At 70.5% G+C, this 24,421-nt stretch carries 21 protein-coding genes; 11 read left to right on the top strand and 10 right to left on the bottom strand.

Annotated elements, in window-relative coordinates; all coding sequences use genetic code 11:
- Window positions 1-103 precede the first annotated feature (103 nt).
- Window positions 104-1,636, top strand: a complete 1,533-nt coding sequence (locus AABA78_RS17150; RefSeq protein ID WP_338264110.1) for a methyl-accepting chemotaxis protein — start codon at window positions 104-106, stop codon at window positions 1,634-1,636.
- On the opposite strand, the gene AABA78_RS17145 is transcribed toward AABA78_RS17150, so the two are convergent.
- Window positions 1,584-3,110, bottom strand: coding sequence for an MFS transporter (locus AABA78_RS17145; protein WP_338264109.1), 1,527 nt, complete (start codon window positions 3,108-3,110; stop codon window positions 1,584-1,586). The genes AABA78_RS17150 and AABA78_RS17145 overlap by 53 nt on opposite strands.
- Before the next feature lie 166 nt (window positions 3,111-3,276).
- On the opposite strand from AABA78_RS17145, the gene AABA78_RS17140 reads away from it, so the two are divergent.
- Genes AABA78_RS17140 through AABA78_RS17130 form a run of 3 tightly spaced genes read left to right on the top strand, consistent with a single transcriptional unit; the run spans window position 3,277 to window position 5,415 of the window.
- Complete coding sequence (locus AABA78_RS17140) at window positions 3,277-4,275, top strand: polyprenyl synthetase family protein (protein ID WP_171418907.1); 999 nt, start codon at window positions 3,277-3,279, stop codon at window positions 4,273-4,275.
- Window positions 4,272-4,868 (top strand): GbsR/MarR family transcriptional regulator, encoded by a 597-nt coding sequence (locus tag AABA78_RS17135; protein ID WP_171418905.1) that lies wholly within the window; start codon window positions 4,272-4,274, stop codon window positions 4,866-4,868. Before AABA78_RS17140 ends, AABA78_RS17135 begins: the two co-directional genes overlap by 4 nt.
- Window positions 4,869-4,887: 19 nt before the next feature.
- Window positions 4,888-5,415 carry a gamma-glutamylcyclotransferase family protein gene (locus tag AABA78_RS17130; RefSeq protein ID WP_338264108.1) on the top strand — a complete coding sequence of 176 codons (528 nt, stop codon included), beginning with the start codon at window positions 4,888-4,890 and terminating at the stop codon, window positions 5,413-5,415.
- Between the two features lie 4 nt (window positions 5,416-5,419).
- Here AABA78_RS17130 and AABA78_RS17125 read toward each other — a convergent pair whose 3' ends face one another.
- Window positions 5,420-6,817: a PQQ-dependent sugar dehydrogenase gene (locus tag AABA78_RS17125; RefSeq protein ID WP_338264107.1), complete on the bottom strand. Its 1,398-nt coding sequence runs from the start codon at window positions 6,815-6,817 to the stop codon at window positions 5,420-5,422.
- Between the two features lie 389 nt (window positions 6,818-7,206).
- Between AABA78_RS17125 and AABA78_RS17120 the strand changes: the two genes are divergently transcribed.
- The 3 genes from AABA78_RS17120 to AABA78_RS17110 all read left to right on the top strand — a co-directional run bounded on the left by AABA78_RS17120 (window position 7,207) and on the right by AABA78_RS17110 (window position 8,701).
- Window positions 7,207-7,467: a hypothetical protein gene (locus tag AABA78_RS17120; RefSeq protein WP_338264106.1), complete on the top strand. Its 261-nt coding sequence runs from the start codon at window positions 7,207-7,209 to the stop codon at window positions 7,465-7,467.
- Window positions 7,464-8,246: a biliverdin-producing heme oxygenase gene (locus AABA78_RS17115; RefSeq protein WP_338264105.1), complete on the top strand. Its 783-nt coding sequence runs from the start codon at window positions 7,464-7,466 to the stop codon at window positions 8,244-8,246. The genes AABA78_RS17120 and AABA78_RS17115 overlap by 4 nt, the downstream gene beginning before the upstream one ends.
- Before the next feature lie 116 nt (window positions 8,247-8,362).
- Window positions 8,363-8,701 (top strand): PilZ domain-containing protein, encoded by a 339-nt coding sequence (locus tag AABA78_RS17110; RefSeq protein WP_338264302.1) that lies wholly within the window; start codon window positions 8,363-8,365, stop codon window positions 8,699-8,701.
- Here the strand turns inward: AABA78_RS17110 and AABA78_RS17105 are convergent.
- Genes AABA78_RS17105 through AABA78_RS17085 form a run of 5 tightly spaced genes read right to left on the bottom strand, consistent with a single transcriptional unit; the run spans window position 8,685 to window position 16,877 of the window.
- The gene (locus tag AABA78_RS17105; protein WP_338264104.1) at window positions 8,685-9,644 is read right to left on the bottom strand and encodes an aldo/keto reductase; all 960 of its coding nucleotides are present in this window, start codon (window positions 9,642-9,644) and stop codon (window positions 8,685-8,687) included. The two genes, AABA78_RS17110 and AABA78_RS17105, sit on opposite strands and share 17 nt — an antisense overlap.
- Window positions 9,645-9,674: 30 nt before the next feature.
- On the bottom strand, window positions 9,675-11,879 hold the full coding sequence (gene glgB / locus AABA78_RS17100; protein ID WP_171418890.1) for a 1,4-alpha-glucan branching protein GlgB: 2,205 nt from the start codon (window positions 11,877-11,879) through the stop codon (window positions 9,675-9,677).
- The gene (locus tag AABA78_RS17095; protein ID WP_338264103.1) at window positions 11,876-13,210 is read right to left on the bottom strand and encodes a phosphotransferase; all 1,335 of its coding nucleotides are present in this window, start codon (window positions 13,208-13,210) and stop codon (window positions 11,876-11,878) included. The genes glgB and AABA78_RS17095 overlap by 4 nt, the downstream gene beginning before the upstream one ends.
- A gap of 5 nt (window positions 13,211-13,215) precedes the next feature.
- The gene (gene treS, locus AABA78_RS17090; RefSeq protein ID WP_338264102.1) at window positions 13,216-14,865 is read right to left on the bottom strand and encodes a maltose alpha-D-glucosyltransferase; all 1,650 of its coding nucleotides are present in this window, start codon (window positions 14,863-14,865) and stop codon (window positions 13,216-13,218) included.
- A 17-nt stretch (window positions 14,866-14,882) separates the two neighbouring features.
- Window positions 14,883-16,877 carry an alpha-1,4-glucan--maltose-1-phosphate maltosyltransferase gene (locus tag AABA78_RS17085; RefSeq protein ID WP_338264101.1) on the bottom strand — a complete coding sequence of 665 codons (1,995 nt, stop codon included), beginning with the start codon at window positions 16,875-16,877 and terminating at the stop codon, window positions 14,883-14,885.
- 212 nt (window positions 16,878-17,089) lie between these two features.
- On the opposite strand from AABA78_RS17085, the gene AABA78_RS17080 reads away from it, so the two are divergent.
- The 3 genes from AABA78_RS17080 (at window position 17,090) to AABA78_RS17070 (ending at window position 19,922) form a co-directional block, all read left to right on the top strand.
- Window positions 17,090-17,695 (top strand): sigma-70 family RNA polymerase sigma factor, encoded by a 606-nt coding sequence (locus AABA78_RS17080; protein WP_338264100.1) that lies wholly within the window; start codon window positions 17,090-17,092, stop codon window positions 17,693-17,695.
- Between the two features lie 127 nt (window positions 17,696-17,822).
- Window positions 17,823-18,437 (top strand): hypothetical protein, encoded by a 615-nt coding sequence (locus tag AABA78_RS17075; RefSeq protein WP_171418879.1) that lies wholly within the window; start codon window positions 17,823-17,825, stop codon window positions 18,435-18,437.
- A gap of 207 nt (window positions 18,438-18,644) precedes the next feature.
- Window positions 18,645-19,922 (top strand): APC family permease, encoded by a 1,278-nt coding sequence (locus AABA78_RS17070; protein WP_338264099.1) that lies wholly within the window; start codon window positions 18,645-18,647, stop codon window positions 19,920-19,922.
- A 16-nt stretch (window positions 19,923-19,938) separates the two neighbouring features.
- Here AABA78_RS17070 and AABA78_RS17065 read toward each other — a convergent pair whose 3' ends face one another.
- On the bottom strand, window positions 19,939-21,111 hold the full coding sequence (locus AABA78_RS17065; protein WP_338264301.1) for a FadR/GntR family transcriptional regulator: 1,173 nt from the start codon (window positions 21,109-21,111) through the stop codon (window positions 19,939-19,941).
- A 306-nt stretch (window positions 21,112-21,417) separates the two neighbouring features.
- On the opposite strand from AABA78_RS17065, the gene AABA78_RS17060 reads away from it, so the two are divergent.
- A complete protein-coding gene (locus tag AABA78_RS17060) occupies window positions 21,418-22,227 on the top strand; it encodes a hypothetical protein (RefSeq protein WP_338264098.1) in 810 nt (269 codons plus the stop codon).
- Here the strand turns inward: AABA78_RS17060 and AABA78_RS17055 are convergent.
- Together AABA78_RS17055 and AABA78_RS17050 are read right to left on the bottom strand one after the other, a co-directional pair.
- Window positions 22,196-23,743 (bottom strand): ATP-binding protein, encoded by a 1,548-nt coding sequence (locus AABA78_RS17055; RefSeq protein ID WP_338264097.1) that lies wholly within the window; start codon window positions 23,741-23,743, stop codon window positions 22,196-22,198. The two genes, AABA78_RS17060 and AABA78_RS17055, sit on opposite strands and share 32 nt — an antisense overlap.
- Window positions 23,740-24,414: a response regulator transcription factor gene (locus AABA78_RS17050; protein WP_338264096.1), complete on the bottom strand. Its 675-nt coding sequence runs from the start codon at window positions 24,412-24,414 to the stop codon at window positions 23,740-23,742. The genes AABA78_RS17055 and AABA78_RS17050 overlap by 4 nt, the downstream gene beginning before the upstream one ends.
- Window positions 24,415-24,421 lie beyond the last annotated feature (7 nt).

Below are 24,421 nucleotides of genomic sequence, written 5' to 3'. Positions count from 1 at the left end.
CATTGCGCCGGCTCCTCCGGGATGTCCACAATGCGGCACCTCACTGGATGGTCCAGAGGGGCTTCGTTTCCCAGATTTCCTCTGGATTTGGCGCCGCTCCCGGATGCGACTCTCCCTGTCCCAGAAGCTCACGTTGGCGCCGCTGCTGGTGGCGCTGTTCTTCACGGCCCTCTTCTTCGGCTACCTCATCCCGCGCGTCAGCGCCGCCTTCGAGGCGCAGGGGCGGGACGTCGGGGGGGCGCTGCCCACGGCGCTGGCGGCCACGCTGCCGGCGGCGATGCCGGGGGGCCAGACGGAGTCGCTCCAGGCGGTGCTGGAGCAGGTGGCGCGCCACCACCAGGTGGCCTACCTGGCCGTCTTCGACGGGTCCGGGCAGCTGCGCGCGGTGGCGGGCGAGTACGCCCCGGCCATGCGCGAGCTGCGCGACCGGCTGGGCCGCGCGCAGGGTGAGGCGACGTTCTACGTGCGGGACGCGGAGCTTCTGGACGTGAGCTCGCGCTTCGCGAACGGGGCGGGCAGCGTGCACGTGGGCTTCAACCGCACGGCGGCGCGCGCGCAGGTCAAGGCCATCACCACGGGTGTGAGCGTGGTGATGCTGCTGGCGCTGGCGGCGTTCGTGGCGGTGGGCATCGTGCTGGCGCGCCGGGTGGCGGCGCCGCTGGTGCAGCTGACGGAGGCCGCGCAGCGCATCGCGGAGCACGGCGACCTGCGTGAGACGGTCCGCGTGGAGGGCTCGGACGAGGTGGCCCAGCTGGCGAAGGCCTTCTCGCTGATGACGTCGAAGGTGAAGGACCTGCTGCAGCAGCTGCAGGCGTCGTCGGACCTGCTGCGCGGTTCGGTGGACCACCTGAACGACTCCGCGGGCCGGCAGAACGAGATGGTGTCGCGCCACGCCGCCGCGCTGCAGGAGACGCAGGTGACGGCGCAGGAGATCCGCCAGACGTCGGTGGTGGCGTCGCGCGCGGCGGAGACGGTCATCGACGTGGCGGAGCGCGCGGAGGTGCTGGGCAAGACGGGCGAGATCGCCATCACGGAGAGCATCGAGGGCATGGTGGCCCTGCGCGCCCAGGTGGAGCAGATCGCCGAGCGCATCATGGCGCTGGGCGAGCGCACCGAGCAGATCTCCGGCATCACGGAGACGGTGAAGGACCTGGCGGACCAGTCCCACCTGCTGGCGGTGAACGCGGCCATCGAGGCGGCGCGCTCCGGGGAGCACGGCAAGGGCTTCGCGGTGGTGGCGCGGGAGATCCGCGGCCTCGCGGACCAGTCCATCCGCGCGACGAACCAGGTGCGCGGCATCCTGGCGGACATCAGCACCGCCATCTTCGCCACGGTCGAAATCACCGCCGCGGGCACGCAGCGCATGGAGACGGGCCTGGCCCAGGTGCGCACGTCCGGGGACACGCTGCGCCAGCTGTCCTCCATCGTGCGCGACAGCGTGGTGTCCGCCCGTCAGATTTCGAATACGGTGAACCAGCAGGCCACCGGCATCGAGCAGATCTTCACCGCCGTCAACGAGCTCAACACGGTGATGGGCGACACGGTGAAGCGCATCTCCACCACCAGCGAGTCCGCCGTGTCGCTCAAGCTCCTGTCGGAGCGCGTGGCGGCGATGGTGCGCGACTACCGGCTGTAGCGGGGCGGGGCAGGAAGCGCTCCACCACCTGGGCCACGGTGCGCGTGGTGGCGGCGCCGGGTTCGTTCACCCGGGCCGCGAGGAAGGCGGCGCCCAGCCGGGCCACCGACGACACGACGAAGAGGACGTGCAGGTTCACCCACAGGTGGCCGCCCAGCATGAACTGCTGGGGCACCCGCGCCGCCAGCGCCCCGCCCAGGGCCGCCGCCGCCGCGTAGGCCAGCCCGCCCGCGGTGGCGAACGCCGCCAGGTAGAAGGGCCGGCCCCGGCGCGGCGCCACCGTGAGGGGCAACGCGAAGATGGCCAGGCCGTGGCCGCTCCACAGCGAGCCCGCCAGGAGCACGTCGAACAGCAGCGGCCAGAGCGTCCCCGCCGTGGGCAGCAGCCACAGCATGGGGATGGCGCTGATGCCCAGCGAGCAGCACATCAGCACCGGCTGCGCGCCCAGCCGGTCGATGGCGCGGCCCCACAGGGGCGCCGTCAGCACGCGCACCCCGGCCACCGCCGCCGCGTGCAGCGCCATGATGACGAAGGTCATCTTGAGGTTCTGCAGGCTGTGCAGCGCGAAGAAGGGCGCGGACACGCCCACCGCCGCGTTCCACGCCACCTGGTACACCAGCACCCGCCGCGCGCCGTCGTCCTTCCAGGGCAGCAGCGCCGCCTTGAGCTCCAGCTTGGGCGCGGTGCCCGGGGGCGCGGGGTCATGCTGCGCGGCCATCATCAGCGTGGTGACGACGCCCATGACGCACGCGGCGAGCGCCAGCAGCGGCAGCGCCAGGCCCACCCCGTCCAGCCCCTTCAGCCGGTCCATCAGCAGGCCCGCGGTGAGCGACGCGGCGGTGCCCATCAGCGTGGTGAGCGCGGTGCGCTTGCCGAAGAAGCGGCCCCGCACGGCGCTGGGGACCAGCTCCCCCATCCACGCCACCCAGGCGTTGTTGCCCACCACGGCCAGCACCGCGGAGGCCCCCGCCACGGCCAGCAGCAGGTGCTGCTGTCCCTCCAGGGACAGGCCCAGCCACGGCATCAACGCCATGGGCAGCAGGGCGAGCCGGGACAGGCACACCGCCGTCAGCGCCACCCGCCGGTGGCCGAAGCAGAGGGTGAGCCACGCGGCGGGGAACTGCACGAACTGCGCGAAGAACGGCAGCGCCGTCATCACACCCACCAGGAAGGGCCCCAGCTTCAGCGCGATGGCCCACGCGGTGAGCACGGTGGGGCCCGCGCACGCGGTGAACACCTCCGCGAACATCCCCTCCACGATGGACACCTTCAGCGACGCGCGGAGGCGCCGGTGCAGGGGCACGCCCTGGCGGCCGTCCGGGGGCGGAGGGGCCCCCAGCAGGGGCGCGGACGAGCCGGGCAGCGAGGCGCCAGGGCGGAAGAGGGGGACGCCGGTGGCGAGGGAAGCGAAGCTCTGGACGAGGCGGCGACGGAGGGCGGCGGACACTGGGATTCGTTTCCCATGGCCTCGCATTCCCCCTCAATCGGACCCCCAAGCAGTCGCTCGCGCACGGCCGCCCACCAACCGGGCTTATTCCCTGCGTTCGACGCACTGTCCGCCTGCCTGGTGGGCAGGAGGGATTCAGGTGCAGTTCACGCGGTCTTGAACTATATGAACGACCCGGAAGGAGACCGCGCACATGGATGTCGCTCACGAGCTGACGGAGTTTCTGGGGCAGGTAGAGCAGCGTCTGACCGAATTGCTCGCGGATGGCGACGTCGGCCCGGACGTGAAGGGCGACACGCTGATGGACGCGGCCCGCCACCTGTGCCTGGGTGCCGGGGGCAAGCGGGCTCGCCCCATGCTCGTCCGCCTGTTCGGCGGTGTGGTGGGCGTGCCGGCCGCGCGGCTGGTGGACGTGGGCGTGGCGGCGGAGATGATCCACTCGGCCAGCCTGCTGCATGACGACGTGGTGGACGCGGGCATGTTCCGCCGGGGCCGCCCGACGGTGAACGCGCGCTGGGGCAACATCGTCGCGGTGATGAGCGGCGACCTCATCCTGTCCACGGCGCTCTCGCGGCTGTCCATGCTGGACGCGCGCCTGGTGCAGAGCGGCCTGGCCATCGTCACGGAGATGACCCGCGCGGCCATCGCGGAGGTGGAGGCGAGAGGCGACATGAACCTGCCGCTCACGCGGCTGCGCTACATCGCCGAGGGCAAGACGGGGTCGCTGTTCGGCTGGTGCGGCAAGGCGGCCGCGACGCTGGCGGACCAGCCGGAGGCGATGGAGCGCTTCGACGCCTTCGGCCGGCACCTGGGCGTGGCGTTCCAGATCGCCGACGACATCCGCGACATCCTGGGCACGGACGTGGGCAAGCCCCGGTACGCGGACGTGCACTCGCGCACGCCGTCCTTGCCCATCCTGCTGGCGGTGTCGCGGGATGAGTCCCTGCGCCGCAAGCTCAAGGACGCGTGGGCGTTCTCCGTCATCACCCCGGAGCGCACCCGGGAGATTGGCGCCGCCATCGAGGCCACCGGCGCGGTGGAGGCGTCCATGGAGATGATGAACGCCGAAATCGGCGCGGCGCTCGACAAGCTGGGGCCCTTCGCCAACGACGCCGCGGGCGCGGAGCTGATGAGCTGGGCGCACCGGCTGTCGGAGGGCATCGCGCAGCAGGTGAAAGGGCGCGCTGCATGAAGGGCTACCTGTGGACGGGGGGGGATCCCGGGAGCCAGAAGACCCTCGCGCCGCCGGAGCACGGACGGCTGGCGCCATGGGAGGCCATCGCGGTGGAGGCGGTGGGCAACGTCATCGAGTTCTGGGGCTTCAAGCGCAACCAGGGCCGGGTGTGGGGCCTGCTGTACCTGCGCGGTGAGCCGCTGACCGCCGGTGAGATTGAGCGCGAGCTGGAGCTGTCCAAGGGCGGCGTGTCCATGCTGCTGCGCGACCTGGAGCACTGGGGCGTCGTCCAGCGGGTGCGCGTGCCGCAGGACACGGTGTGGCGCTACGCGGCGGAGACGGACCTGGTGCGGATGGTGACGCACGTGGTGGAGGAGCGCGAGGCGGCCTTCGTCACCCGCATCCGCGCGGACCTGTCCGAGGCGCGCCGGCTGGCGGAGGTCGCGGGCGGCGTGCAGCCGGAGAAGCTGCGGAAGCTGGAGCGCATGGCCGTCCTGGCCGAGCACGTGGAGCGCGCGCTGCGGTTGTTCATCAAGACGTCCCGCCTGGACGTGGGAGGGGTGCTCGGCGCGTTCCGCGACGGCGCCCTCGCGCGCAAGGGCGAGCGGTAGGCAAGACGAGGGCACACGCATGGATTCGCACTACGACCAGGTGATGAAGGCGCGCGAGCAGGCGGACGCGAGCGCCCCCCGGCGCTACTTCGCGTACTCGACCATCCTGGACCGGGCCGCCTTCGACGAGTGGAAGCACCAGCACAGCTACGGCTTCTTCGAGCTGCCGGAAGGCCGGCTCGCCGAGGCGCTGGACGTGGACCTCGTCTACGACTTCCCCTCGCGCTGGTGGGGCGGCCGGGTGGCGGGCCTGACGGACGCGCCGGGCGCGCGGGTGTACGGCCGGCTCTTCGAGATTCCCGGCAAGGACTGGCCCATCGTCCAGCACAAGGAGGGCTTCGTCACCAGCATGTGCGTGGAGCGCACGGTGCGCGTGCGCGTGGAGGGCCAGGAGGTGGAGGCCACCGCGTTCGTGACCAACCCGCGCCGCGCGTCGTCGGACGGGCCGGTGAGCCCGCGCTTCGTGGAGGCGCTGGTGCGCGGCGCGAGGAGCGCCGGGCTGCCCGCGGACTACGTGGAGCGGCTGGCGCGCGGCGAGACGCGCTGACGGCCTACGGCAGGGTGAGGGGCGCGATGCGGTAGAGCGCCCCGGCCTGGTCGTCGCTGACGATGAACGCCTGGCCCGGGGCCAGGGCCACGTCCACCGGACGGCCCCACACGCTCTGATCCGGGTTCACGAAGCCCGTGACGACGTCCACCTCGCCCGTGGGCTGGTGCGTGGCCAGGTCCCACGGGAAGACGGTGACCTTGTAGCCGGTCCGCACGGTGCGGTTCCACGAGCCGTGATAGGCGACGAGCGCCCCGCGCTTCCAGGCCGGGTTGAGCTCCCCGTTGTCGAAGAACGTCAGGCCCAGGGGCGCCGAGTGCGCCTGGATGCCCTGGTCCGTCCTGTCCAACGCCGCGCAGTCCGCGTTGGAGCCGTCCCGGTTCATGTCGTAGTCACGGTCCAGGGGCATGTGCTTCAGGCCGCTGGCCGTGTCCGGGTTGGGGTTGCAGAAGGGCCAGCCGTAGTGGCCGCCCTGGCGCACGGAGGTGAGGGCCTCCGGCGGGTGGTTGTCCACGTACCCCGGAATCACCTTGCCGTACTGGCCGGTGCCGTCATCGAACGGGTAGGGCGTGTTGTCGCGGTTGTTGACCGCGACCCACAGCGTGTCGGTGCCCGGCTCCCACGCCAGGCCCTCCGCGTTGCGAAGGCCCCGCGCGAACAGCTCGCGCGAGCCGCCGTTCCAGTCCCACCGGTAGATGGCGCCGCGCAGCGGGTCGCTGGTGGTGTCGCTCAGGCACACGTTGCAGGTGGACGCGATGGCCACGTACACGCGGTGCTGGGAGTCCACCGCGAGGTTCTTGAGCTCGTGGCCGTAGGTGCCGTGCAGCTCCGGCAGGGACGCGTCCGGCAGCCCGGAGACGACGGTCTCCGCCGCGCCGCGCGTCGTCTCACCGGCCGTCCAGCGCGAGCGCGTGACGCGGTCCTTCTCCGACAGGAAGACCCACACCTGCCCGTCGCGCTCATGGAAGACGATGTCGTGGGGCCGGCCCAGGCCGCCCGCCCACTGCGTCACCTCCGGCGCCTGGCCTGAGCGGGGACGCACCTGCATCACCTTGCCCTGGCCGGGCACGGAGACGAGCAGGGTCCCCTCGGGCGAGAACGCGAGGAACCGCGCCCCTGGCACTCGCGCCCAGACCGACACGGACATGCCTGATGGGATGTTCAGGAAGTGCGGCACGTCGAACGGCGCGCCCCGCATGCCCTCCGCAACCTGGACCTCCGTGCTTTGGAGCGGCCACTCGGGAGGCTGGCCGGCGTCGGTGGCCAGGCCCGCGTCGGTGATGCCCGCGTCCACCACGCCCGCGTCCTGGGGAGTGGGGAAGGGGACGGGAGAGTCGGTACGGCAGCCCGACTGCAAGGTCGCCAGCCCCAGGAGGGTCGTCAGCACGAGTGGTAGCCGCATGGTCCTATTTTCCTAACCGGGGACTCAGATGGAAGGCGACGGGATGCCGACCCTGAATCCACTGAACGGAACCTGAACAAACCTTCAGCCAGTTTTTCCGAGGCCCCACAAGCCCCTGAACGGACCTGAACAAACCTTCAGCCAGTTTCGCCGGGCGAGCAAGGCCTCATGCCTACATGAACGGAAAGACAGTGGATTGGCAGGGCGTGAAACATTGAAACAGTCAAAGGCAGTCATTGATATGTAATTGATGTTGTTTGTGTTTATTTGATGCTTCATGTCTGTGTTTGGGGCTCCGGAACAGAACGGCGTGGACCGGGCTTGACGGCGGACGGGTGTTGTGGCCTCATGAATTTGATTTCGATAATCAAAATCAAATGGAGATCGCGATGCTCGGTCAGGGATGCTGCAGGGCGGTGCTGGCGCGAGGCCCGTGCGCGGAGGTGACGCGGTGCAGCTGTGGGCACATCCACCTGGCGGTGGGGCCGGTCACGCTTCGTCTGGAGGAGGACGTCCTGCGCGCGCTGGGCCACACCCTGGTGGAGGCCATCCAGCAGTTGGAGGCGCCGCCCGCGCACGAGGCAGACGCGTCCGAGCCGCAGGCCCCCACCGCCGCCCACGGGGCGCCTGGCGGCGGGTGGAAGCAGTGAGCCTCCGGGGAACCCTCCGCTGGGGTGGCTTCGAGCGCTCCGCGAGGGATCGGCGCCTGCCGTCCGCGGCCACCGGGGACCTTCCGTCCACGCAGCGGCTGTCGTCGCGGCTGGAGGAGGGGACGGGGATGGCGCGGCGCCAGGTGGAGCAGTCCCCCTTCCTGGAGGCGCTCTTCCACGGCTCGTGGAACGGCGGCGTCTACGGCCAGTTCGTGCGGGCCCGACACTACGTGAACCACCTGCGCCAGCTGCACGTCGTCTACGAGGCGCTGGAGTCCGTGCTGCCGGCGCTGAAGGACGGCCCGCTCACCCGGGTGCTGCGGCTGCCGGAGCTGCGGCGGGCCTCCGCGCTGGTGGCGGACCTGGACGGGTTCTGCGGCGACACGCGCACGAAGCCCTTCGCCTGCGCGGAGACGCGGCTGCACGCCGAGCGCATCCGCGAGGTGGCGGCGGAGGCCCCGCACCTGCTCATCGCCCATGCCTGGTCGCGCTGCGTGCAGGACCTCTTCACCGCGCCCCAGCGCTCCGGGCTCATCGCTCGCGCGTTCGAGCTGGAGAACGGCCGGGGCATGGCCTTCTACAACGCGGTGTCCGCCGGAGAACTGCCCGCCTTCCAGGCGCGGCTGACGGCCCGCCTGGACGAGGTGCCGCTGACGGAGGGCGAGGCCCAGGAGGTGGTCCAGGAGGCACGGCTGGCCTTCCGCATCCAGGCGCTCATCTGCGACGAGCTGGCGCGGGATGCGCCGGGGCTCGAGGTGCCAGGCGGCCCTCAAGGGTAGGGTGGACCTGAACCCACGGAGGAGGTGGTCCGACCCCACGGGTCTCCTCCTCGCCTGGGAGGGCGATATGCCCTTTCGTGACAGTCACGCTAGGATGGCAGATCGTGACACTCCAGATGACCTCTCACATTGATCGCCGCGCCTTCCCAAGGATTCACGCGCCCCTCTACTCGCGTCCCGCGCGAATGAAGGTGGGCGACAAGAAGCAGGTGCTCGACGTCAGCCTCGGGGGCGCGCGCATCTACTCCGACGAGCCGCAGGACGTGGGCTCGCGGTTGGATCTGGAGTTGTTCCTCCCTGACGGCAGCTCGCTGGAATGCACGGCGCGCATCGTCTGGGCCATCAAGCTCCCCAAGGACGCCGTGGCCCGCTTCGAGGTCGGCCTGTCCTTCATCGACGTGCCGGAGCCCATCCTGGCGCAGCTGAAGACCGTGCTCGTCACGGATGAAACATAGACGCGCTGTCCAGCTCACGCAGGTCGTCCGCCTCCAGCTTCAGGGAGAAGGCCCCGAGCAGCTCCTTCACCTGCGTGACGGACGTGGCGCTGGCGATGGGGGCCGCCACCGTGGGCCGCGTCGCAAGCCACGCGAGCGCCACCTGAGACGGCGTGGCCCCCCGGCGCTCCGCCACCTTCTTCAGCGCGGCGACGACGCCCCAGCCCTTCGCGTTGCCGTACTTCTTGAGCACGTTGCCCGCGCGCGGTGAGGCCGGCGCCGGCTGCCCCTCCTGGTACTTGCCGGTGAGGAAGCCCGCGGCCAGTCCGAAGTAGGGCGCCACGGCGAGGCCCTCGCGCTCACACACCTGCTGAAGCGCGCCCTCGAACTTCGAGCGCTCCACCAGGTTGTACTCCGGTTGAAGCACCTGGTAGCGCTTGAGCCCCAACCGCTGCTGCGTGTCCAGCGCCTCCTGCGCGCGCTGCGCCGAGTGGTTGCTCAGGCCCAGCGCCTTCACCTTGCCCGCCTTCACCAGCGCGTCGAAGGCGCGGAGCGTCTCCTCCAGGGGCGTGTTCGGGTCGTCGTAGTGCGAGTAGTACAGGTCGATGCGCTCCACGCCCAGGCGGCGCAGGGACGCGTCCACGCTCTTCTCGATGTGCTCGCGCGTGAGGCCCTTGCCCAGCGCCGTCTCCGCGCCGACCTTCGTGGCCACCACCAGGCGGTCCTTCGCCTTGCGCGAGGCGATCCACTTCCCCAGCACCGTCTCCGACTCGCCACCCACGTGGCCGGGGACCCACCGCGAGTACACGTCCGCGGTGTCCACGAAGTCGCCGCCGCCCTCCACGAAGGCGTCGAGCACGGCGAACGAGGTCGCCTCGTCCGCCGTCCAGCCGAAGACGTTCCCGCCCAGACACAGCGGGAACACCTCCAGCCCCGTCGCTCCCAGCTTCCGCTTCGCCGCCATGCCCGAGGTCCTTCCGGTGAGGCCGGGGCGCTACCCCGGCGTGAACCACACCACCGACAGCGGGGGCAGGGTGAGCACCGCGGACGCCGGCTGGCCGTCCCAGCCCGTCGCCTCCGTGTGCACCTGGCCCCGGTTGCCCAGGCCGCTGCCGCCGTACTCCCCGGCGTCGGTGTTGACCAGCTCCACGTAACGGCCGTGGAGCGGGAAGCCCACGCGATAGTCCTCGCGCGGCACCGGCGACAGGTTGGCCACGCACACGACGTGACGGCCGGGCGTGCGCGAGCGGCGCACGAAGGCCAGCACGTTCGCCGCGGAGGCGTCCGGCTGCAGCCACTGGAAGCCCACCGGCTCGCTGTCGGAGTCGTAGAGCGCGGGCAGGTCGCGGTAGATGCGGTTGAGGTCGCCCACCAGCTTCTGGATGCCCTTGTGGCCCGGGTCGTGGAGCAGGTGCCAGTCCAGGCTCTTGTCGTGGTTCCACTCCGCCGGCTGGCCGAACTCGCCGCCCATGAAGAGCAGCTTCTTGCCCGGGTGGGCCCACATCCACGCGAACAGCGCGCGCAGGTTGGCCCGCTTCTGCCATTCATCGCCCGGCATGCGCCCGTAGAGGCTGCCCTTGCCGTGCACCACCTCGTCGTGGCTGAGCGGCAGCATGAAGTGCTCGCTGAACGCGTACAGCAGGCCGAAGGTGAGCTGGTTGTGGTGGTACTGCCGGTAGACGGCGTCCTTGGAGAAGTACGACAGCGTGTCGTGCATCCAGCCCATGTTCCACTTGAAGTGGAAGCCCAGGCCGCCCTCGCTGACGGGCTGGCTCACCTTGGGCCACGCGGTGGACTCCTCCGCGATGACCACCACGCCCGGGTGCTTGCGGCGGATGGTGTCGTTGAGCTCGCGCAGGAACTGGATGGCCTCCTCGTTCTCGCGGCCGCCCCAGCGGTTGGGGATCCACTCGCCCTGCTTGCGGCTGTAGTCCAGGTAGAGCATGGAGGCCACGGCGTCCACGCGCAGCCCGTCGATGTGGTACTCCTCCAGCCAGAACAGCGCGTTGGCGATGAGGAAGTTGCGCACCTCGTTGCGGCCGAAGTTGAAGACGAGCGTGCCCCAGTCCGGCTGCGCGCCCTTGCGCGGGTCCGCGTGCTCGTAGAGGGACGTGCCGTCGAAGTTGCCCAGCGCGTGGCTGTCGCGCGGGAAGTGGCCCGGCACCCAGTCCACGATGATGCCGATGCCCTCCTGGTGCAGGTAGTCCACCAGGTAGCGGAAGTCGTCCGGGTGCCCGAAGCGCGACGTGGGCGCGTAGTAGCCGCCCACCTGGTAGCCCCAGGAGCCGCCGTAGGGGTGCTCCGACACGGGCAAGAGCTCCACGTGCGTGAAGCCCGTCTCCTTCACGTAGCGCGACAGCTCCGGCGCCAGCTCGCGATACGTCATGGGCCGGTCGCCGTCCTCCACCACGCGGCGCCAGCTGCCCAGGTGCACCTCGTAGACGCTCCACGGGTGGTGGGCCGCGTCCACATGCTTCTCGCGCGCCTCCAACCACGCGCTGTCGCCCCACGCGTAGCGCTGCAGGTCATGCACCACCGACGCGGTGGCGGGCGGCGTCTCCGTGCGGAAGGCGAAGGGGTCCGCCTTGAGCAGCGCGCCCCCGCCGTGGCCGGGGCGGATCTCGAACTTGTAGCGCGTGCCCTCGCCGACCTCCGGGACGAACAGCTCCCAGATGCCGGAGGAGCCCATGCGCCGCATGGCGTGCAGGCGCCCGTCCCAGCCGTTGAAGTCGCCCACCACGGACACGCCCCGGGCGGTGGGGGCCCACACCGCGAACGACGTGCCCTTCACGCCGTTGTGGTGGATGAGGTGCGCGCCCATGCGCTCCCAGAGCCGCTCGTGGCGGCCCTCGCCGGCGAAGTACAGGTCCATCTCCCCGATGGTGGGCAGGAAGCTGTACGGGTCGCGCAGCGTGAAGACCTTCTTGCCCGGGTACTCCACCTCCAGCAGGTAGCCGAAGGGCTCCGTGCGGCCGTTGATGCGCGCCTCGAAGACGCCGCCGGTGCGGTGCACCATGGGCACCTTGCCCCCGAACTCCGGCAGGACGTGGATGGCCACGGCCTCCGGGCGGTAGGCACGCACCACCACCGCGTCGCCGTCCGGATGCACGCCCAGCATGGAGTGGGGTTCCGGGTGGCGCAGCTCCACCACGCGTTGCAGCTCCGCGTCCACCTGTGCTCTGTCCGCCGGCTTCCTCACTGGGCATCCTCCATCCGCAACAGGGCCTCGACGGGGATGCGCACCCAGTCCGGCCGGTTGGCGAGTTCGTAGCGCACCTCGTACAACAACTTCTCCAGCTCGAAGGCGCGCAGCATCACGTCGAAGGCTTCGTCACTGTCGGGCAGGAAGGGCGCCCCGCGCGTCGCCTGGCGGTAGCCCTCCAGGAACGCGTCGCGGGTGGGGCCCACGCGCCCGCGCGGCTGGCCGCCCTCCAGCGCCACCGTGGCCTCCGCGTAGTCGAAGGAGCGGATCATCCCCGCCACGTCGCGCAGCGCGCTGTACTTCTCCCGGCGCGCGGTGAAGGAGCGGGACGGCTCGCCCTCGAAGTCGAAGAAGAGCCACTGGTCCTGCGAGCGCAGCACCTGGCCCAGGTGCAGGTCGCCGTGGATGCGGATCTTCTGGCCGGAGGGCGCCACGTGCGCCAGCCGCTTCGCGTACGCGATGAGCCCCTCGCGCCGGCCCTCCAGGTCCGCGTGCAGCCGCCCGGCGTCCGCCAGCGTCACGCCCAGTTCGCCCACGATGGACGCGCTCCAGCGCTGCAGGTCCTCCTGGAGCAGCGGCTCCGGGGAGAACGCCAGGTCGTCCGGCCCCGCGGAGGCGAAGGCCTTGTGCAGTTCTCCCAGGCGCGCGCCCAGCTCCCGCATCTCCCCGAGGAAGCGCTCGCTCAGCGCCTTCTCCTGGCGCAGCCGCTCCAGCGTGTACTTCCAGCCGTCCACGGCGTCCGGCACGAAGCGGTGCGCCACCGCGAGCGTCGCGCCCGCGGGCCCCTCCAGGTTCAGCGCGCCCACCAGCTGCGGCGTCGCGCGGAAGTCCGTCTTCGTCGCGAGGAAGCGGCCCACCTCGTACTCGGGGTTCACGCCGGCCTCCAGCTTGCGGATGACCTTGATGATGACCCGCTCGCCCAGCACCAGCGACGTGTTGCTCTGCTCCACGTTGAGCCGGCGCACGCTGAGCGGCTCCGGCAGCGCCACGCCGCTGTCGGTGGAGGCGATCCACTCCCCCACGACGCGGCCGGAGCCGGACGACACCACCCGGCCCTCGCGGGCCAGGTTGAAGACGGCGCGCACGCAGTCGTCGTCCTCCAGGGCGCTGACCAGCCCGTCCGGCGTCTGCCGGGCCTGGAGCTGGTAGCGCTCTGGCTGGCCCAGCTCATAGGCGACTTCGATGATGGCCAGGGTGAAGGAACACGTGCCCAGCTCCATGGTCACGTGGTCCGCCACGCTGACGCTCTTGATGGGCCACGCCTTGCCGGCGAACCAACGTTGGGCTCTGAGGAAGTCTGGCAGCTTGGTCAGGTCCAGGGGCGTCACGCGGGTTACTCCTTCGCCTGCAGCGGCTTGTCCAACCGGAACCACAGGAACATGTAGGGCCCCATCGACAGCTGATAGGGCAGGTCGCTGATGCGGGGGAACGCGGTCTCTCCAATCAATTCCACGGGGATGCTGCCCGCGAACTCGCGCAGGTCCAGCACGCCCGGCTGCGCGAAGCGCGACAGGTTGCACACGACGAGCACCGTCTGGCCTTCCCATTCGCGCACGAAGGCCAGCACCTTGCGGTTCTCCGTGGCGAGGAACTTCAGCGTCCCCATGGCGAACACGGGGTAGCGCTGGCGGATGCGGATCATCCGCTTCACCCACTGGAGCAGGCTGGACTTCTGCCGGTCCTGGGCCTCCACGTTGATGGACTGGTAGCCGTAGACGGGGTCCGCGATGACGGGCGCGAAGAGGCGCGCGTAGTCCGCGCGGCTGAAGCCCGCGTTGCGGTCGCCGGTCCACTGCATGGGCGTGCGCACGCCGTTGCGGTCGCCCAGGTAGATGTTGTCGCCCATGCCAATCTCGTCCCCGTAGTAGAGGACCGGCGTGCCGGGCAGGGTGAACAGCAGGCTGTGCATCAGCTCGATGCGCCGGCGGCCGTTGTCCATCAGCGGCGCCAGCCGGCGGCGGATGCCCAGGTTGATGCGCATGCGCGGGTCGGTGGCGTACTCCCGGTACATGTAGTCCCGGTCCTCGTCCGTCACCATCTCCAGCGTCAGTTCATCGTGGTTGCGCAGGAAGATGGCCCACTGGCAGGACTCCGGGATGTCCGGCGTCTGCTGCATGATTTCCACGATGGGCGTGCGGTCCTCGCGGCGCACCGCCATGAACAGGCGGGGCATCACCGGGAAGTGGAAGCCCATGTGGAACTCGTCGCCCTCGCCGAAGTACACGCGCACGTCGGCGGGCCACTGGTTGGCCTCCGCGAGCAGCACCTTGCCCTGGTACTCGGAGTCGATGGTCTTTCGCAGGCGCTTCAAGAACGCGTGCGTCTCCGGGAGGTTCTCGCAGTTGGTGCCCTCGCGCTCGAAGAGGTAGGGCACGGCGTCGCAGCGGAACCCGTCCACGCCCATGTTGAGCCAGAAGCGCATGACGTCCAGCATGGCCTCCTGCACTTCGGGGTTGTCGTAGTTCAGGTCCGGCTGGTGGCTGAAGAAGCGGTGCCAGAAGTACTGCTTGGCCACCGGATCCCACGTCCAGTTGGAGCGCTCCGTGTCCGTGAAGATGATGCGCGCGCCCTTGTAGGACTCGTCCGTGTCGCTCCAGACGTACCAGTTGCGCTTGGGGCTCTTGGGGTCCCGGCGCGCCTCCTGGAACCAGGGGTGCTGGTCGCTGGTGTGGTTGACGACCAACTCGATGATGATGCGCAGCCCGCGCTTGTGCGCCTCCTCCACCAGCCGCTGGAAGTCCGCCAGCGTGCCGTAGTCCGGGTGGATGCCGTAGTAGTCCGCGATGTCATAGCCGTCGTCGCGCAGCGGCGACGGGTAGTGCGGCAGGAGCCACAGGCAGTCCACGCCCAGGTCCTGGAGGTACGGCAGCTTCTCAATCAGGCCCGGGATGTCCCCGTGGCCGTCCCCGTTGGAGTCGTGGAATGCGCGGATGTGCAGCTCGTAGATGAGCGCTTTTTTGTACCAAAGCGGATCCAGGTCCATACGCCTCTCGGATGGGGTCACTCGAAGTAGTCGAACGCGTGTTCGGTGCGGCGGTAGCGGTACACGGCCCAGATGGCCGCGGGCTGTTCAGGCGTCAGGCGCACCTGCACGTCCGGGCCCTGCCACAGCGAGCGCTGGTCGGCCATCAGCTCATGCACCTGATAGGTCTCCTCCGCGTTGACGCCCAGCCACTGCATGGGCACGTGGAGCAGCGCTTCCTGCGGCGCGTACGGATCCAGGCTCACCGCCACCAGCACCGTGCTGAGGCCATCCGGTGAACGCTTGCCGTAGAAGATGACGCGGTCGTTGTCGGACTCGAAGAAGCGCAGGCCCTGGTACTGCTGGAGCGCGGGGTGCGCCTTGCGGACGGCGTTGAGCTTGCCAATCCACTCGGAGATGTTGCCCGGCCGGTCCCAGTCCCACGCGACCAGCTGGTACTTCTCCGAGTCCAGGTACTCCTCCTTGCCCGGCACCGGACGGCCCTCGCACAGCTCGTAGCCGGAGTACATGCCCCAGACCGACGACAGCGTGGCGGCCAGCGCGACGCGCAGGCGGAAGGCGCCGGGGCCCGCGTTCTGGAGGTTCTCCGGGAGGATGTCCGGCGTGTTGGGCCAGAGGTTGCCGCGGAAGTAGTCCGACACGGGCGGGCTGGTGATCTCCTCCAGGTACGAGCGCAGCTCGTCCTTGAAGAGGCGCCAGGTGAAGTACGTGTACGACTGGGTGAAGCCCACCTTGCCCAGGGCCTTCATCACCTTGGGGCGGGTGAAGGCCTCCGACAGGAAGAGCACGTCCGGGTGCAGGTCCTGCACCTCGCGGATGAGCCAGTGCCAGAACTGCATGGGCTTGGTGTGCGGGTTGTCCACGCGGAAGGTCCGCACGCCGTTGTCCACCCAGTGCAGCACGACGGACTTGAGCTCCTTCCAGAGGGCGTCCCGCGCGGGGCCCATCCAGTCGAAGTTGACGATGTCCTCGTAGCGCTTGGGCGGGTTCTCCGCCGTCTTGATGGTGCCGTCCGGGCGGTGCTGGAACCACTCCGGATGCTCCTTCACGTACGGGTGGTCCGGCGAGCACTGGAAGGCCAGGTCCAGCGCCACTTCGATGCCGTGCGCCTTCGCCGCGTCCACGAACGCGCGGAAGTCCGCCAGCGTGCCCAGCTCCGGGTGCACGGCCTTGTGGCCGCCCTCCGCGGCGCCAATGGCCCACGGGCTGCCCACGTCACCGGGCTCCGCGCGCAGGCTGTTGTTCCTGCCCTTGCGCGCGGTGCGGCCAATGGGGTGGATGGGCGGCAGGTAGACGGTGTCGAAGCCGAGCTTCTGGACGTAGGGCAGCCAGCCCTGCGCGTCCTTGAAGGTGCCGTGCGTCTTGCCATCGCGCTTCGCCGAGCGCGGGAAGAATTCATACCAGGCGGCGTTGCGCGCCTTCTCCCGGTCCGCGAACACCTCCAGCACCTTGTCGTACTTGCGAGCGAGCGAGCGGTCCGGATGGCGTGACGCTGCGTCCGCCAGGTCGGGGGACAGCGCGACGAGGAGGTGATCCGGCGTGGGCGGCGTGCGCAGGCGGGCCCCGGCCTCGGCGAGCACCCGGTGGTCCTCCGCGGCCTTGCCCTTCGCGCGCGCGGCGGCGCCCTCCAGCAGCGCGGCGCCCTCCAGCAGCTCGCTCTTCACGTCGCGGCCGGCGTCCACCTTGCGCTTCAGTTCGTGCGCCCAGGTGCGGAAGAGGTCCGGCCAGGCTTCAATCGTGAATTCGTAGCGGCCGTTGTTCGCCAGGGGGATGGAGCCTTCCCAGGCGTCGTTGTTCTTGAAGGTGAGGGGGACCTCCGCCCAGTCCGTCTTCTGGGCGGCGGGGGTGACCTGGCGCCAGCGGGCGACGGCCACGAGGACGTCGTGGCCCTCCTTGAAGATGTCCGCCCGGACGGTGAGGCTCTCTCCGGCGACGCGCTTGATGGCGTAGCGCCCCGCGTCCAGCTCCGGCTGGACGTTCTCGATGAACACGCTTCCGAGTCGTTCGGTCATATCGGCTGGCGGCCCCTTATAGGACTCTGAGTCAGTGGCTCCAGGCGGCAATCGTGCGGGTCTGGTGGATTGAGGATGGCGGCCGCCGGGTCGCGTTGGCCTGTCAACGTTAGGAACGGAGGGAGCGGCCGCCCACCCCGAGGTGCTGGGTGGATGGCTTCCGATAGTTGAAGCTGGGATCCGCCCCGCCGGTTGCGGTATCCGGGACGAACATGGCGCCTACCGACTCCGCTGCTCAGCAAGCGAGTGACCTGTCGGCCGACCGCGACCTGCTGAAGCAGGTGGCGCTCGGCAGCGCGGCGGCCATGCGGGGTGTCTACGCGCGGTGTTCGGCGCGGGCGTTCGCCATCGCGGTGCGGCTGTTGCCCACGCGCGCGGACGCGGAGGAGGTGCTGCAGGAGACCTTCCTGGACGTGTGGCGGCGCGCGCGCGAGTTCGACCCGGCGCGCGGCGGACTGGAGACGTGGGTCACGACCATCGCGCGCACGCGGGCCATCGACCGGCTGCGTTCGCTGGGCACGGCGTCGCGGATGGTGGAGGGGGTGTCCCAGCAGCCGCCGCCGGTGAGCGCGACGCCGCCATCGCCGGACGACTCCGCGTCCGCGGCGCAGGACCAGGCGCGGGTGCGCGCGGCGATGGAGCAACTGCCGCCGGAGCAGCGCGAGGTGGTGCTGCTCGCGTACTTCGACGGGCTCTCCCAGAGTGAGATTGCCCAGAAGACAGGCCAGCCGCTGGGCACGGTGAAGACGCGCGCGCGGCTGGCGTTGGAGAAGCTGGCGGTGCTGCTGGATGCGCGGCCCGCGAGCGCCTCCGGCTGAGTGCAGGACAGTGGACCTGTTCCGCGGGGACGGGCGGTGGAGCAGGCCCGGGCCGTGTCCGCCTTGCCGTCACCCGGTGGGGCCCCAAACCTTGCGACTGTTTGGCGAACCCGAGGGAGGGGCGGACATGCGCAAGATGCGGGAGACGGGGTCGGCGTTGATGAACGCGGGGGAGATGCGGCTGGTGCTGGCCAGCGCGCCGCGCAACCTGATGGAGCTGTCGCGGCGCGAGCTGATGGGGATGGTGCGGCGCGCGCGCGGCATGGTGGTCCAGTACGAGAAGCTGGCGCACCGGCTGCGCCGCGAGGCCATGCGCGTCCCCATGGGGAGCCGCGTGATGGGCGGGAGCATGAATACGCGGCGCAAGGCGGCGCTGTTCCGCACGGCGCTGACGCGCTTCGAGTCGCGGCTGGGCCGGATGGAGAAGGCACCGGCGCGCAAGGTGAGACCCGCGATGCGCAAGGCGAGGCCCGCGATGCGCAAGGCGAGGCCCGCGATGCGCAAGCGTCCCGTGGCGAAGAAGGCGATGCGGCCGGCAGCCCGCGCCACGGCGCCGCGCAAGAAGGCGGTGACGGCGAAGGCGGTGACGGCGAAGAAGGCGATGCGGCCCGCGGGCTACGCGCGCCGGGGGCCGGTGAAGGCGCGGGCGCACAAGCCCCGTCGCGTGTCGGCCATGAAGACGCGGACGCACCGGACCGCGAAGGCGCGGACGCCGACGCGCCGGGCCGCGACGACGCGGTAGCGGGTTTCGGGGGCAGGGAAGCCGGGGCGCGTCCAGCTCGTGGTCCGGCGAGGGGGAGGGGAGCTGGACCGCGTCCGCCCCGCGCCGGGGCGGGCACGGTGGGGCTCGTGCTGAAGCACGGCCTCTCACGAATTCGCGGATTCGCCGCATTTGTGCTCCTTTCCGTCCATGACCACCGGAAGCCATTCGCCTCCTCATGAGCTGGGCATGCGGCGCGCGGTATCGCGCTGGGAGATCGTCGGATTCTCCATCAACGACGTCATCGGCAGCGGGGTCTACCTGCTGCCCGCGGCGGCCGCCGCGAACCTGGGCTCTGCCAGCACGGGCGCCGTCGTGCTCGCGGGGCTGGCGGTGTTGCTGCTCGTGCTCTGCTTCGCGGAGGCGGCCAGCTACTTCGACAAGCCCGGCAGCGCCTATCTCTACACGCGTGAAGCCTTTGGAGAACGGGTGGGGTTCCAGGTCGGCTGGATGACGTGGCTGGCGCGCGTCTCGTCCGTGGCCTCGTTGTCCGTCGGCTTCTCGCGCGCCCTGGGCTTCCTGTGGCCCGCGGCGAACTCGGGCCTGGGGCAGGGCCTGGCCATCGCCGTGCCCCTGCTCGCGCTCACCGCCGTCAACGTCGTGGGCGTGAAGGGCGGCGCTCGCACCGCGGTGTTCCTCGCCGTCACCAAGACGGTGCCCCTGCTGGTGTTCATCGCCGTGGGCCTCTTCTTCGTGTCCGTGCCGCTGGCGACGTCGGTTGCGCCCAGGGAGGGAGGCAACCTGGGGTCCGCGGTGCTGCTGCTGCTGTTCGCCTATGCCGGCTTCGAGAACACGGCGGCGCCGGCGGGTGAGTTCAAGAACCCACGCCGCGACGTGCCCTTCGCGCTCTTCGTGCAGATAGGCGTGGTCACGCTCATCTACACGGCGGTGCAGTGGGTGGCGCTGGGCACGTTGCCCGGGGTCGCGGACGCGCAGACGCCGCTCGCCAACGCGGCCGCGCGGTTCCTCGGGGGATGGGGTGGGCTCCTCATGACGGTGGGCGGGGTGCTGTCCATCCTGGGGACCAACAGCAACACCGTGCTCGCCGGGCCGCGCTACCTGTATGCGCTGGCCCAGGACGGCTTTGGCCCCGCCGCGCTCGCCTCACTGCATCCGCGCTACCGCACACCGGCGGTCGCCATCCTCACGCAGACGGCCATCGCGCTGCCCCTGGCGTTCTCCGGCTCGTTCGAGGTGCTCGCCACGCTCTCCGTGGTGGCCCGGCTCGCCACGTACTTCGGCACGGCCCTGGCGGTGCCCGTGCTGCGCCGCAAGCTCCAGGCGCCCGAGAACGCGTTCCGCATCCCGGGTGGGCCCGTGATTCCCCTGGCCGCCGCGGCGCTGTGCGTCGTCTTCGCGCTGAGCGCGGAGCGCGAGAACCTCATCGCCGGGGCCGTCGCGCTCGCGGTGGGCTTCGTGCTCTACAGGTTCCAGCGCAAGCCGGACGGGAAGGCGGCGCTCGGATAGCGCAGCGGGACGATGATCAGTCCAATGGCGAGGTGGTGAGAGTGCCCGGGGGACCATGAGGCGGCTCGTCCTCTTCGCGCACCACTTCGCGGGGGGACCCGCGGGCTCCGGAGGGTGGATGTTCGGGCTTAAGGTCTTCCTTCGCTGACAAGCCGCTCTGATCAGTCCGACAGTCGAGCTGGCTACTCAAGGTCGCGTCCGGCACGTTCCCTGCGGCGCACTCACCGCCGGCTTCGTCAGGGGATGCGCTCAAGGCGGCTGGAATCAACAGAGCATTGCTGCCCGACTCCACGGAGAAGGCCTCCGCATGAGGAAGGGGGGCAACCCCAACCGCTGGGTGTTCCGCGCCAGTGGGTGCGAGGGCGCCGAGGCCCTGCTCCTCCATGCAGCTGCGTGCATCCAGCGCGGAGTCCTGCCCGATAGCGGGTGTGGAAAGGTCGAGGAGGCGCTCCTCTGCGTGAGGGGCTTCGTGTGAAGCATGCTCCTGGAGGGCAGGCGCGAACCGTTCGAGCACGCCCTCATCGTATGCCTTCAGCAGCGCCGGCAGTTCGTGCGTCAGCGCCCGTACGTCGCGATCGCCCAGGGCGTGCATCGCGTAGATGGCCCATTCGCGCAGCGACTCGCCGCCCATGAGGAACTGCAGTCGGGCCGCGTTGCCCCTCATGGCCCGCTGTAGCGACTGGATGAGGAGCAGGTGTCCGGGACGGGCCGCCGCTTGGGCCGCCAATCGTAGCAACTCGAATTCCAACTGCGCGCAGCGTGCCCCCGGCTCCCAGCGCGCCGCTTCCCAGAGCGCGTAGCAGGTGGCCTCCAACTGGCTCACCTGCGCCTCGGAGGCACTTGTGCAGCAGTCGGCCAGCAGGTCCACCAGCACCTGCCGCTTGAGGCTGAAGTAGCCCTCCAGGAGCCGCCGGCACTCCTCCGAGCGCTCGTCATGCAGAGCCAGGCCCAGGTTCTCCAGCGTCAACGACTCATCGAGCGCCACCGCGCGGGTCTTGCGTCCGGAGCGCTGCACCACCAGGCCTCGCGCCGCCAGCCGCCGCAGCGCCTCCCGCACGGTGCCCCGGCAGCACCCGAACTCACGCGCCAGCTTCTCTTCCGAGCCGAACTGCCCCCTCGGCAGCATCCCCAGCGCAATCGCGCGCTCGAGTTGCTCCTCCACGTACGCCACGAGTCCCACCCGCACCATCACCGTCGCCCTCCTCGCCCAAGCCACGCCCATCCAACCAGAGGGGTCTGACATGGACTGGTGGGCCCGCTGTCCTCGGGGCCTTCCAGCCCGGCGAGCCCCGCGCCGCGAACCTGTCCGACTGTCGGACAGGTTTACGGAAGACGGCACCCGACGGGCGCCCCTGCCCATGACTCCGCGGTGCCGCCCGCGCTTGCACGACGTCGCGGCCCACTACTGCGCTCCGCGTGACGCGCGTCCTGGCGGAGAGCTTCAGGGCGCGGGATTTGCTGACGAGCGTCTGACGACCCGGTTAGAAGCCGCCCCATGCGGAAATCCTGGCCGTACGCGGTGGTGATGATGCTGGTGCTCTTGGGCGTGCCCAGGGTTCTGCACCACTTCATTCCCGACCCGCGGCAGGTGCAGATGATGTTTCCCGTCGTCCTGCTCGTCCTGCTGGTACCGGCGGCCCTCTACTTCCTTCCGCGATACCGCCGGAGCAAGAAGCTGACGGACGAGGGACTTCAGCTGCTGTCGGAGGGGAGGGTGGCCGCCGCGCTCGATCGGTTCGAGGCCGCGCGTCCGTTGGCGAAGGTCCAGGTTGTTCCCACGTACAACATCGGCATCACCCAGCTCCAGCTCTGGCGGTTGCCGACGGCGGGGCGGGAGCTGTCGAGCCTGGAGTCGCGCAAGGACCTCACGCCGCAGTTCCGCGCGGTGTTGTCCACGGCGCTCGCGCTGGTGGACGCGCTCGAGGGGCGGCTGGCGCGGGTGGAGTCCCGGCTGGCGGAGGCGAAGTCCCAGGTGGACTTTCCCCTGGGGCTCGCACCGCTCGCTTCGGCGGTGGTGGCGTGCCGGGAGGGGCGCTGGGCGGAGGCTCGCGCGCTGCTCGGAGATGCCTCACTGGAGAATCTCACCGGCCCGCTGCGCGGTCTGCGGAACGCGCTGGAGGCCTGGTGCGTCGAGCAGCTCACGGGAGAGCGGAGGCCGGTGGATGCCATCGCGTTGTTCGGTGAGGCGTCACAGGACTCACTTCAGGCTGCGTGGCCGGAGTTCGTGGACCATGTGGTGAAGCACGCCGCAGCACCTCTTTCGCTGTCCGCCGTCACTCCGGAGGAGGCGTCAGTGGGCCGGTGAAGGCGACCTCCAGGCCTCCGTATTCCGACGGCGCCAGGGTCATCTTCCAACCGTGCAGCTCCACCACGTTGTGCACGATGTGCAGGCCCAGGCCCTGGCCTTGCGGCTCCCGGGTCCGGGCCGCGTTGCCCCGGAAGCGGCGCTCCAGGATCCTCGACCGCTCCTCTTCGGAGATGCCCGGCCCGTCGTCGATGACTCGCAGGTTGAAGGACTGCTGGCGCGTCGTCTCCAGCACCACGGCCACGTGGCCGTCCTCGCGGCCGTAGCGGATGCCGTTGAGCACCACGTTGCTCACCGCCTGCTCCAGCAGCGTCTCGTCGCCCCTCACCCAGGTGGGCGTCGCCGGTACTCCGCTCTCCAGGGCGATGCGCTGCGGCCTCGCGATGGGCTGGTGCCGGCCCAGCACCCGTGACACCAGCGCGTTCAGGTCCACGGGCGCGTGCTGCACCTGCGGCGCTCCGGCCTCCAGCCTCGCGGCCGCTCCCAGGTTGTGGACCAGCGAGGCCATGTAGTGCGCCTCGCTCATCGCGGACAACATCAGGCCCGACTCCAGCGGCTCTCCCGCTCGCATCCGCTGCTGCATCGCGGCCAGGTGGCCCTGCAACACCGTGAGCGGCGTCATCACGTCGTGCGTCGTGTTCGCCAGGAAGTCCCGCAGCGTCTGCTCGCGCGCTTGCTGGTGCGCCATCCGCGCTTGAATCTCCGCTCGCGCCTGCTGGAAGGCCCTGGCCAGCTCCGCGATCTCGTCGCTGCCGTTCACCGTGACGGGTTGCTCGTAGCCGCTTCCCGACGACGCGCGCACCTCCTCCGTCAGCCGGCGCAGGCGCTGCACCACGGGGCCCAGCGCCACCACCATCGCGGACAGGAGGATCAGCGTGGGCACGCCCCAGATGGACAGCGGCGGCAGGCCCACCTCCGGCGACTCCGCGGGCTCCACGCGGCGCGCGAGCACGTACTCGCAGGGCCCTCCCTCCCAGGGCATGCGCAACAGCAGGTCCTGCACCAGCGCGCCGTCGTCCTTGGAGTAGCGGCGCACGCCCACGCCGTCATCCCGCACGCCCTGGCGCAGCCCGTCGTCCAGCGCGGGGGCCTGCGGGTTGCGCGAAACGAACCGTCCGTCGAAGGGGTAGAGGCTCACCGGCGGCAGCCGCCGGCCCAGGGGCCCCCGGCCTCCGGAGCGGGGTGGGCCCTCGTTCCCGGGGCTCGGGCCTCCCGAAGCGGGGCCTCTTTCCGGTGGCCCGTCCGGCGCGACGCTGCCCGAGGGCGGACCGCTGCTGCCGTCGGGCAGGCCCTCCCGCTCCCACGGCGGACGTTGGGAACGGGAGCGGACCATCCAGGTCTCGGGCGCGGCCTCGCATCGCTCGCGGCCCCCGGACTGCATCTGCGACAGCGTGGACTCGATGATGACTTCGTCTGTCGTGCGGCGGCGCACCGAGTGCTCCACCTGCACCAGCGCGAACACCGCGGGCACCGTCACCGCCACCGCAGTGAGCGCCAGACGCAGCCGCAGCTTCACGCATCCTCCCCGGGCACCAGCCGGTAGCCCACACCCCAGACCGTCTCCACGCACTTCACCGGCCCCAGCTTGCGCCGCAGCCGCGACACGTGGACGTCCAGCGTGCGCTCCGTGCCCTCACGCTCCGGATCCAACACGTGCTCCACCAGCCACTGCCGTGTCACCGCCTCTTGCGGCCTGCGCGCCAGCGCCGCGAGCAGTTCGAACTCCACCCGCGTGAGCTCCACCGGGCGGCTCCGCACCTGCACGGTGTGCCCCTGCAGGTCGATGCGCAGCGGGCCCACCTCCACCACCGCCTGCTCCTTCTGCAGGGTGGGGCGGCGCAGGCGCGCGCGCACTCGCTCCACCAGCTCCTCCGGCCAGAAGGGCTTGGTCATGTAGTCGTCCGCGCCCAGCTTCAGCGCGCGGACCTTGTCCAGCGTGTCGTTGCGCGCGCTCAGGATGAGCACCGGGACCTCCGAGAAGGTCCGCAGCGCCTTGAGCATGTCCAGGCCGTAGGTGCCGGGCAGCATCAGGTCCAGCACCACGAGGCTCACGTCCGGCAGCTCGCCGGACACCAGCAGGCGGCCCTCGCGCCACCACACGGGCTCGAAGCCCGCGCCCCGCAGGTGCCCGACAATCTGGGACCCGAGCGGGTCGTCATCCTCCACCAGCAGGATGCGGTCGCCCATGCGCCAT

It is taken from the genome of Corallococcus caeni (assembly GCF_036245865.1).
In the GTDB taxonomy this organism is placed as follows: Bacteria; Myxococcota; Myxococcia; order Myxococcales; family Myxococcaceae; genus Corallococcus; species Corallococcus caeni.
The sequence above is the reverse complement of the archived record's forward strand: the minus strand, read 5'-3'. Positions and strand labels throughout refer to the sequence as shown.

What these genes read in the sequence shown, in the direction of transcription:
- AABA78_RS17150 (WP_338264110.1), top strand. Translation starts at nt 104, where the DNA reads ATGCGACTCTCCCTGTCCCAGAAGCTCACGTTGGCGCCGCTGCTGGTG.
- AABA78_RS17145 (WP_338264109.1), bottom strand. Translation starts at nt 3,110, where the DNA reads ATGCGAGGCCATGGGAAACGAATCCCAGTGTCCGCCGCCCTCCGTCGC.
- AABA78_RS17140 (WP_171418907.1), top strand. Translation starts at nt 3,277, where the DNA reads ATGGATGTCGCTCACGAGCTGACGGAGTTTCTGGGGCAGGTAGAGCAG.
- AABA78_RS17135 (WP_171418905.1), top strand. Translation starts at nt 4,272, where the DNA reads ATGAAGGGCTACCTGTGGACGGGGGGGGATCCCGGGAGCCAGAAGACC.
- AABA78_RS17130 (WP_338264108.1), top strand. Translation starts at nt 4,888, where the DNA reads ATGGATTCGCACTACGACCAGGTGATGAAGGCGCGCGAGCAGGCGGAC.
- AABA78_RS17125 (WP_338264107.1), bottom strand. Translation starts at nt 6,817, where the DNA reads ATGCGGCTACCACTCGTGCTGACGACCCTCCTGGGGCTGGCGACCTTG.
- AABA78_RS17120 (WP_338264106.1), top strand. Translation starts at nt 7,207, where the DNA reads ATGCTCGGTCAGGGATGCTGCAGGGCGGTGCTGGCGCGAGGCCCGTGC.
- AABA78_RS17110 (WP_338264302.1), top strand. Translation starts at nt 8,363, where the DNA reads ATGACCTCTCACATTGATCGCCGCGCCTTCCCAAGGATTCACGCGCCC.
- AABA78_RS17105 (WP_338264104.1), bottom strand. Translation starts at nt 9,644, where the DNA reads ATGGCGGCGAAGCGGAAGCTGGGAGCGACGGGGCTGGAGGTGTTCCCG.
- treS (WP_338264102.1), bottom strand. Translation starts at nt 14,865, where the DNA reads ATGGACCTGGATCCGCTTTGGTACAAAAAAGCGCTCATCTACGAGCTG.
- AABA78_RS17085 (WP_338264101.1), bottom strand. Translation starts at nt 16,877, where the DNA reads ATGACCGAACGACTCGGAAGCGTGTTCATCGAGAACGTCCAGCCGGAG.
- AABA78_RS17080 (WP_338264100.1), top strand. Translation starts at nt 17,090, where the DNA reads ATGGCGCCTACCGACTCCGCTGCTCAGCAAGCGAGTGACCTGTCGGCC.
- AABA78_RS17075 (WP_171418879.1), top strand. Translation starts at nt 17,823, where the DNA reads ATGCGCAAGATGCGGGAGACGGGGTCGGCGTTGATGAACGCGGGGGAG.
- AABA78_RS17070 (WP_338264099.1), top strand. Translation starts at nt 18,645, where the DNA reads ATGCGGCGCGCGGTATCGCGCTGGGAGATCGTCGGATTCTCCATCAAC.
- AABA78_RS17065 (WP_338264301.1), bottom strand. Translation starts at nt 21,111, where the DNA reads ATGGTGCGGGTGGGACTCGTGGCGTACGTGGAGGAGCAACTCGAGCGC.
- AABA78_RS17060 (WP_338264098.1), top strand. Translation starts at nt 21,418, where the DNA reads ATGCGGAAATCCTGGCCGTACGCGGTGGTGATGATGCTGGTGCTCTTG.
- AABA78_RS17050 (WP_338264096.1), bottom strand. Translation starts at nt 24,414, where the DNA reads ATGGGCGACCGCATCCTGCTGGTGGAGGATGACGACCCGCTCGGGTCC.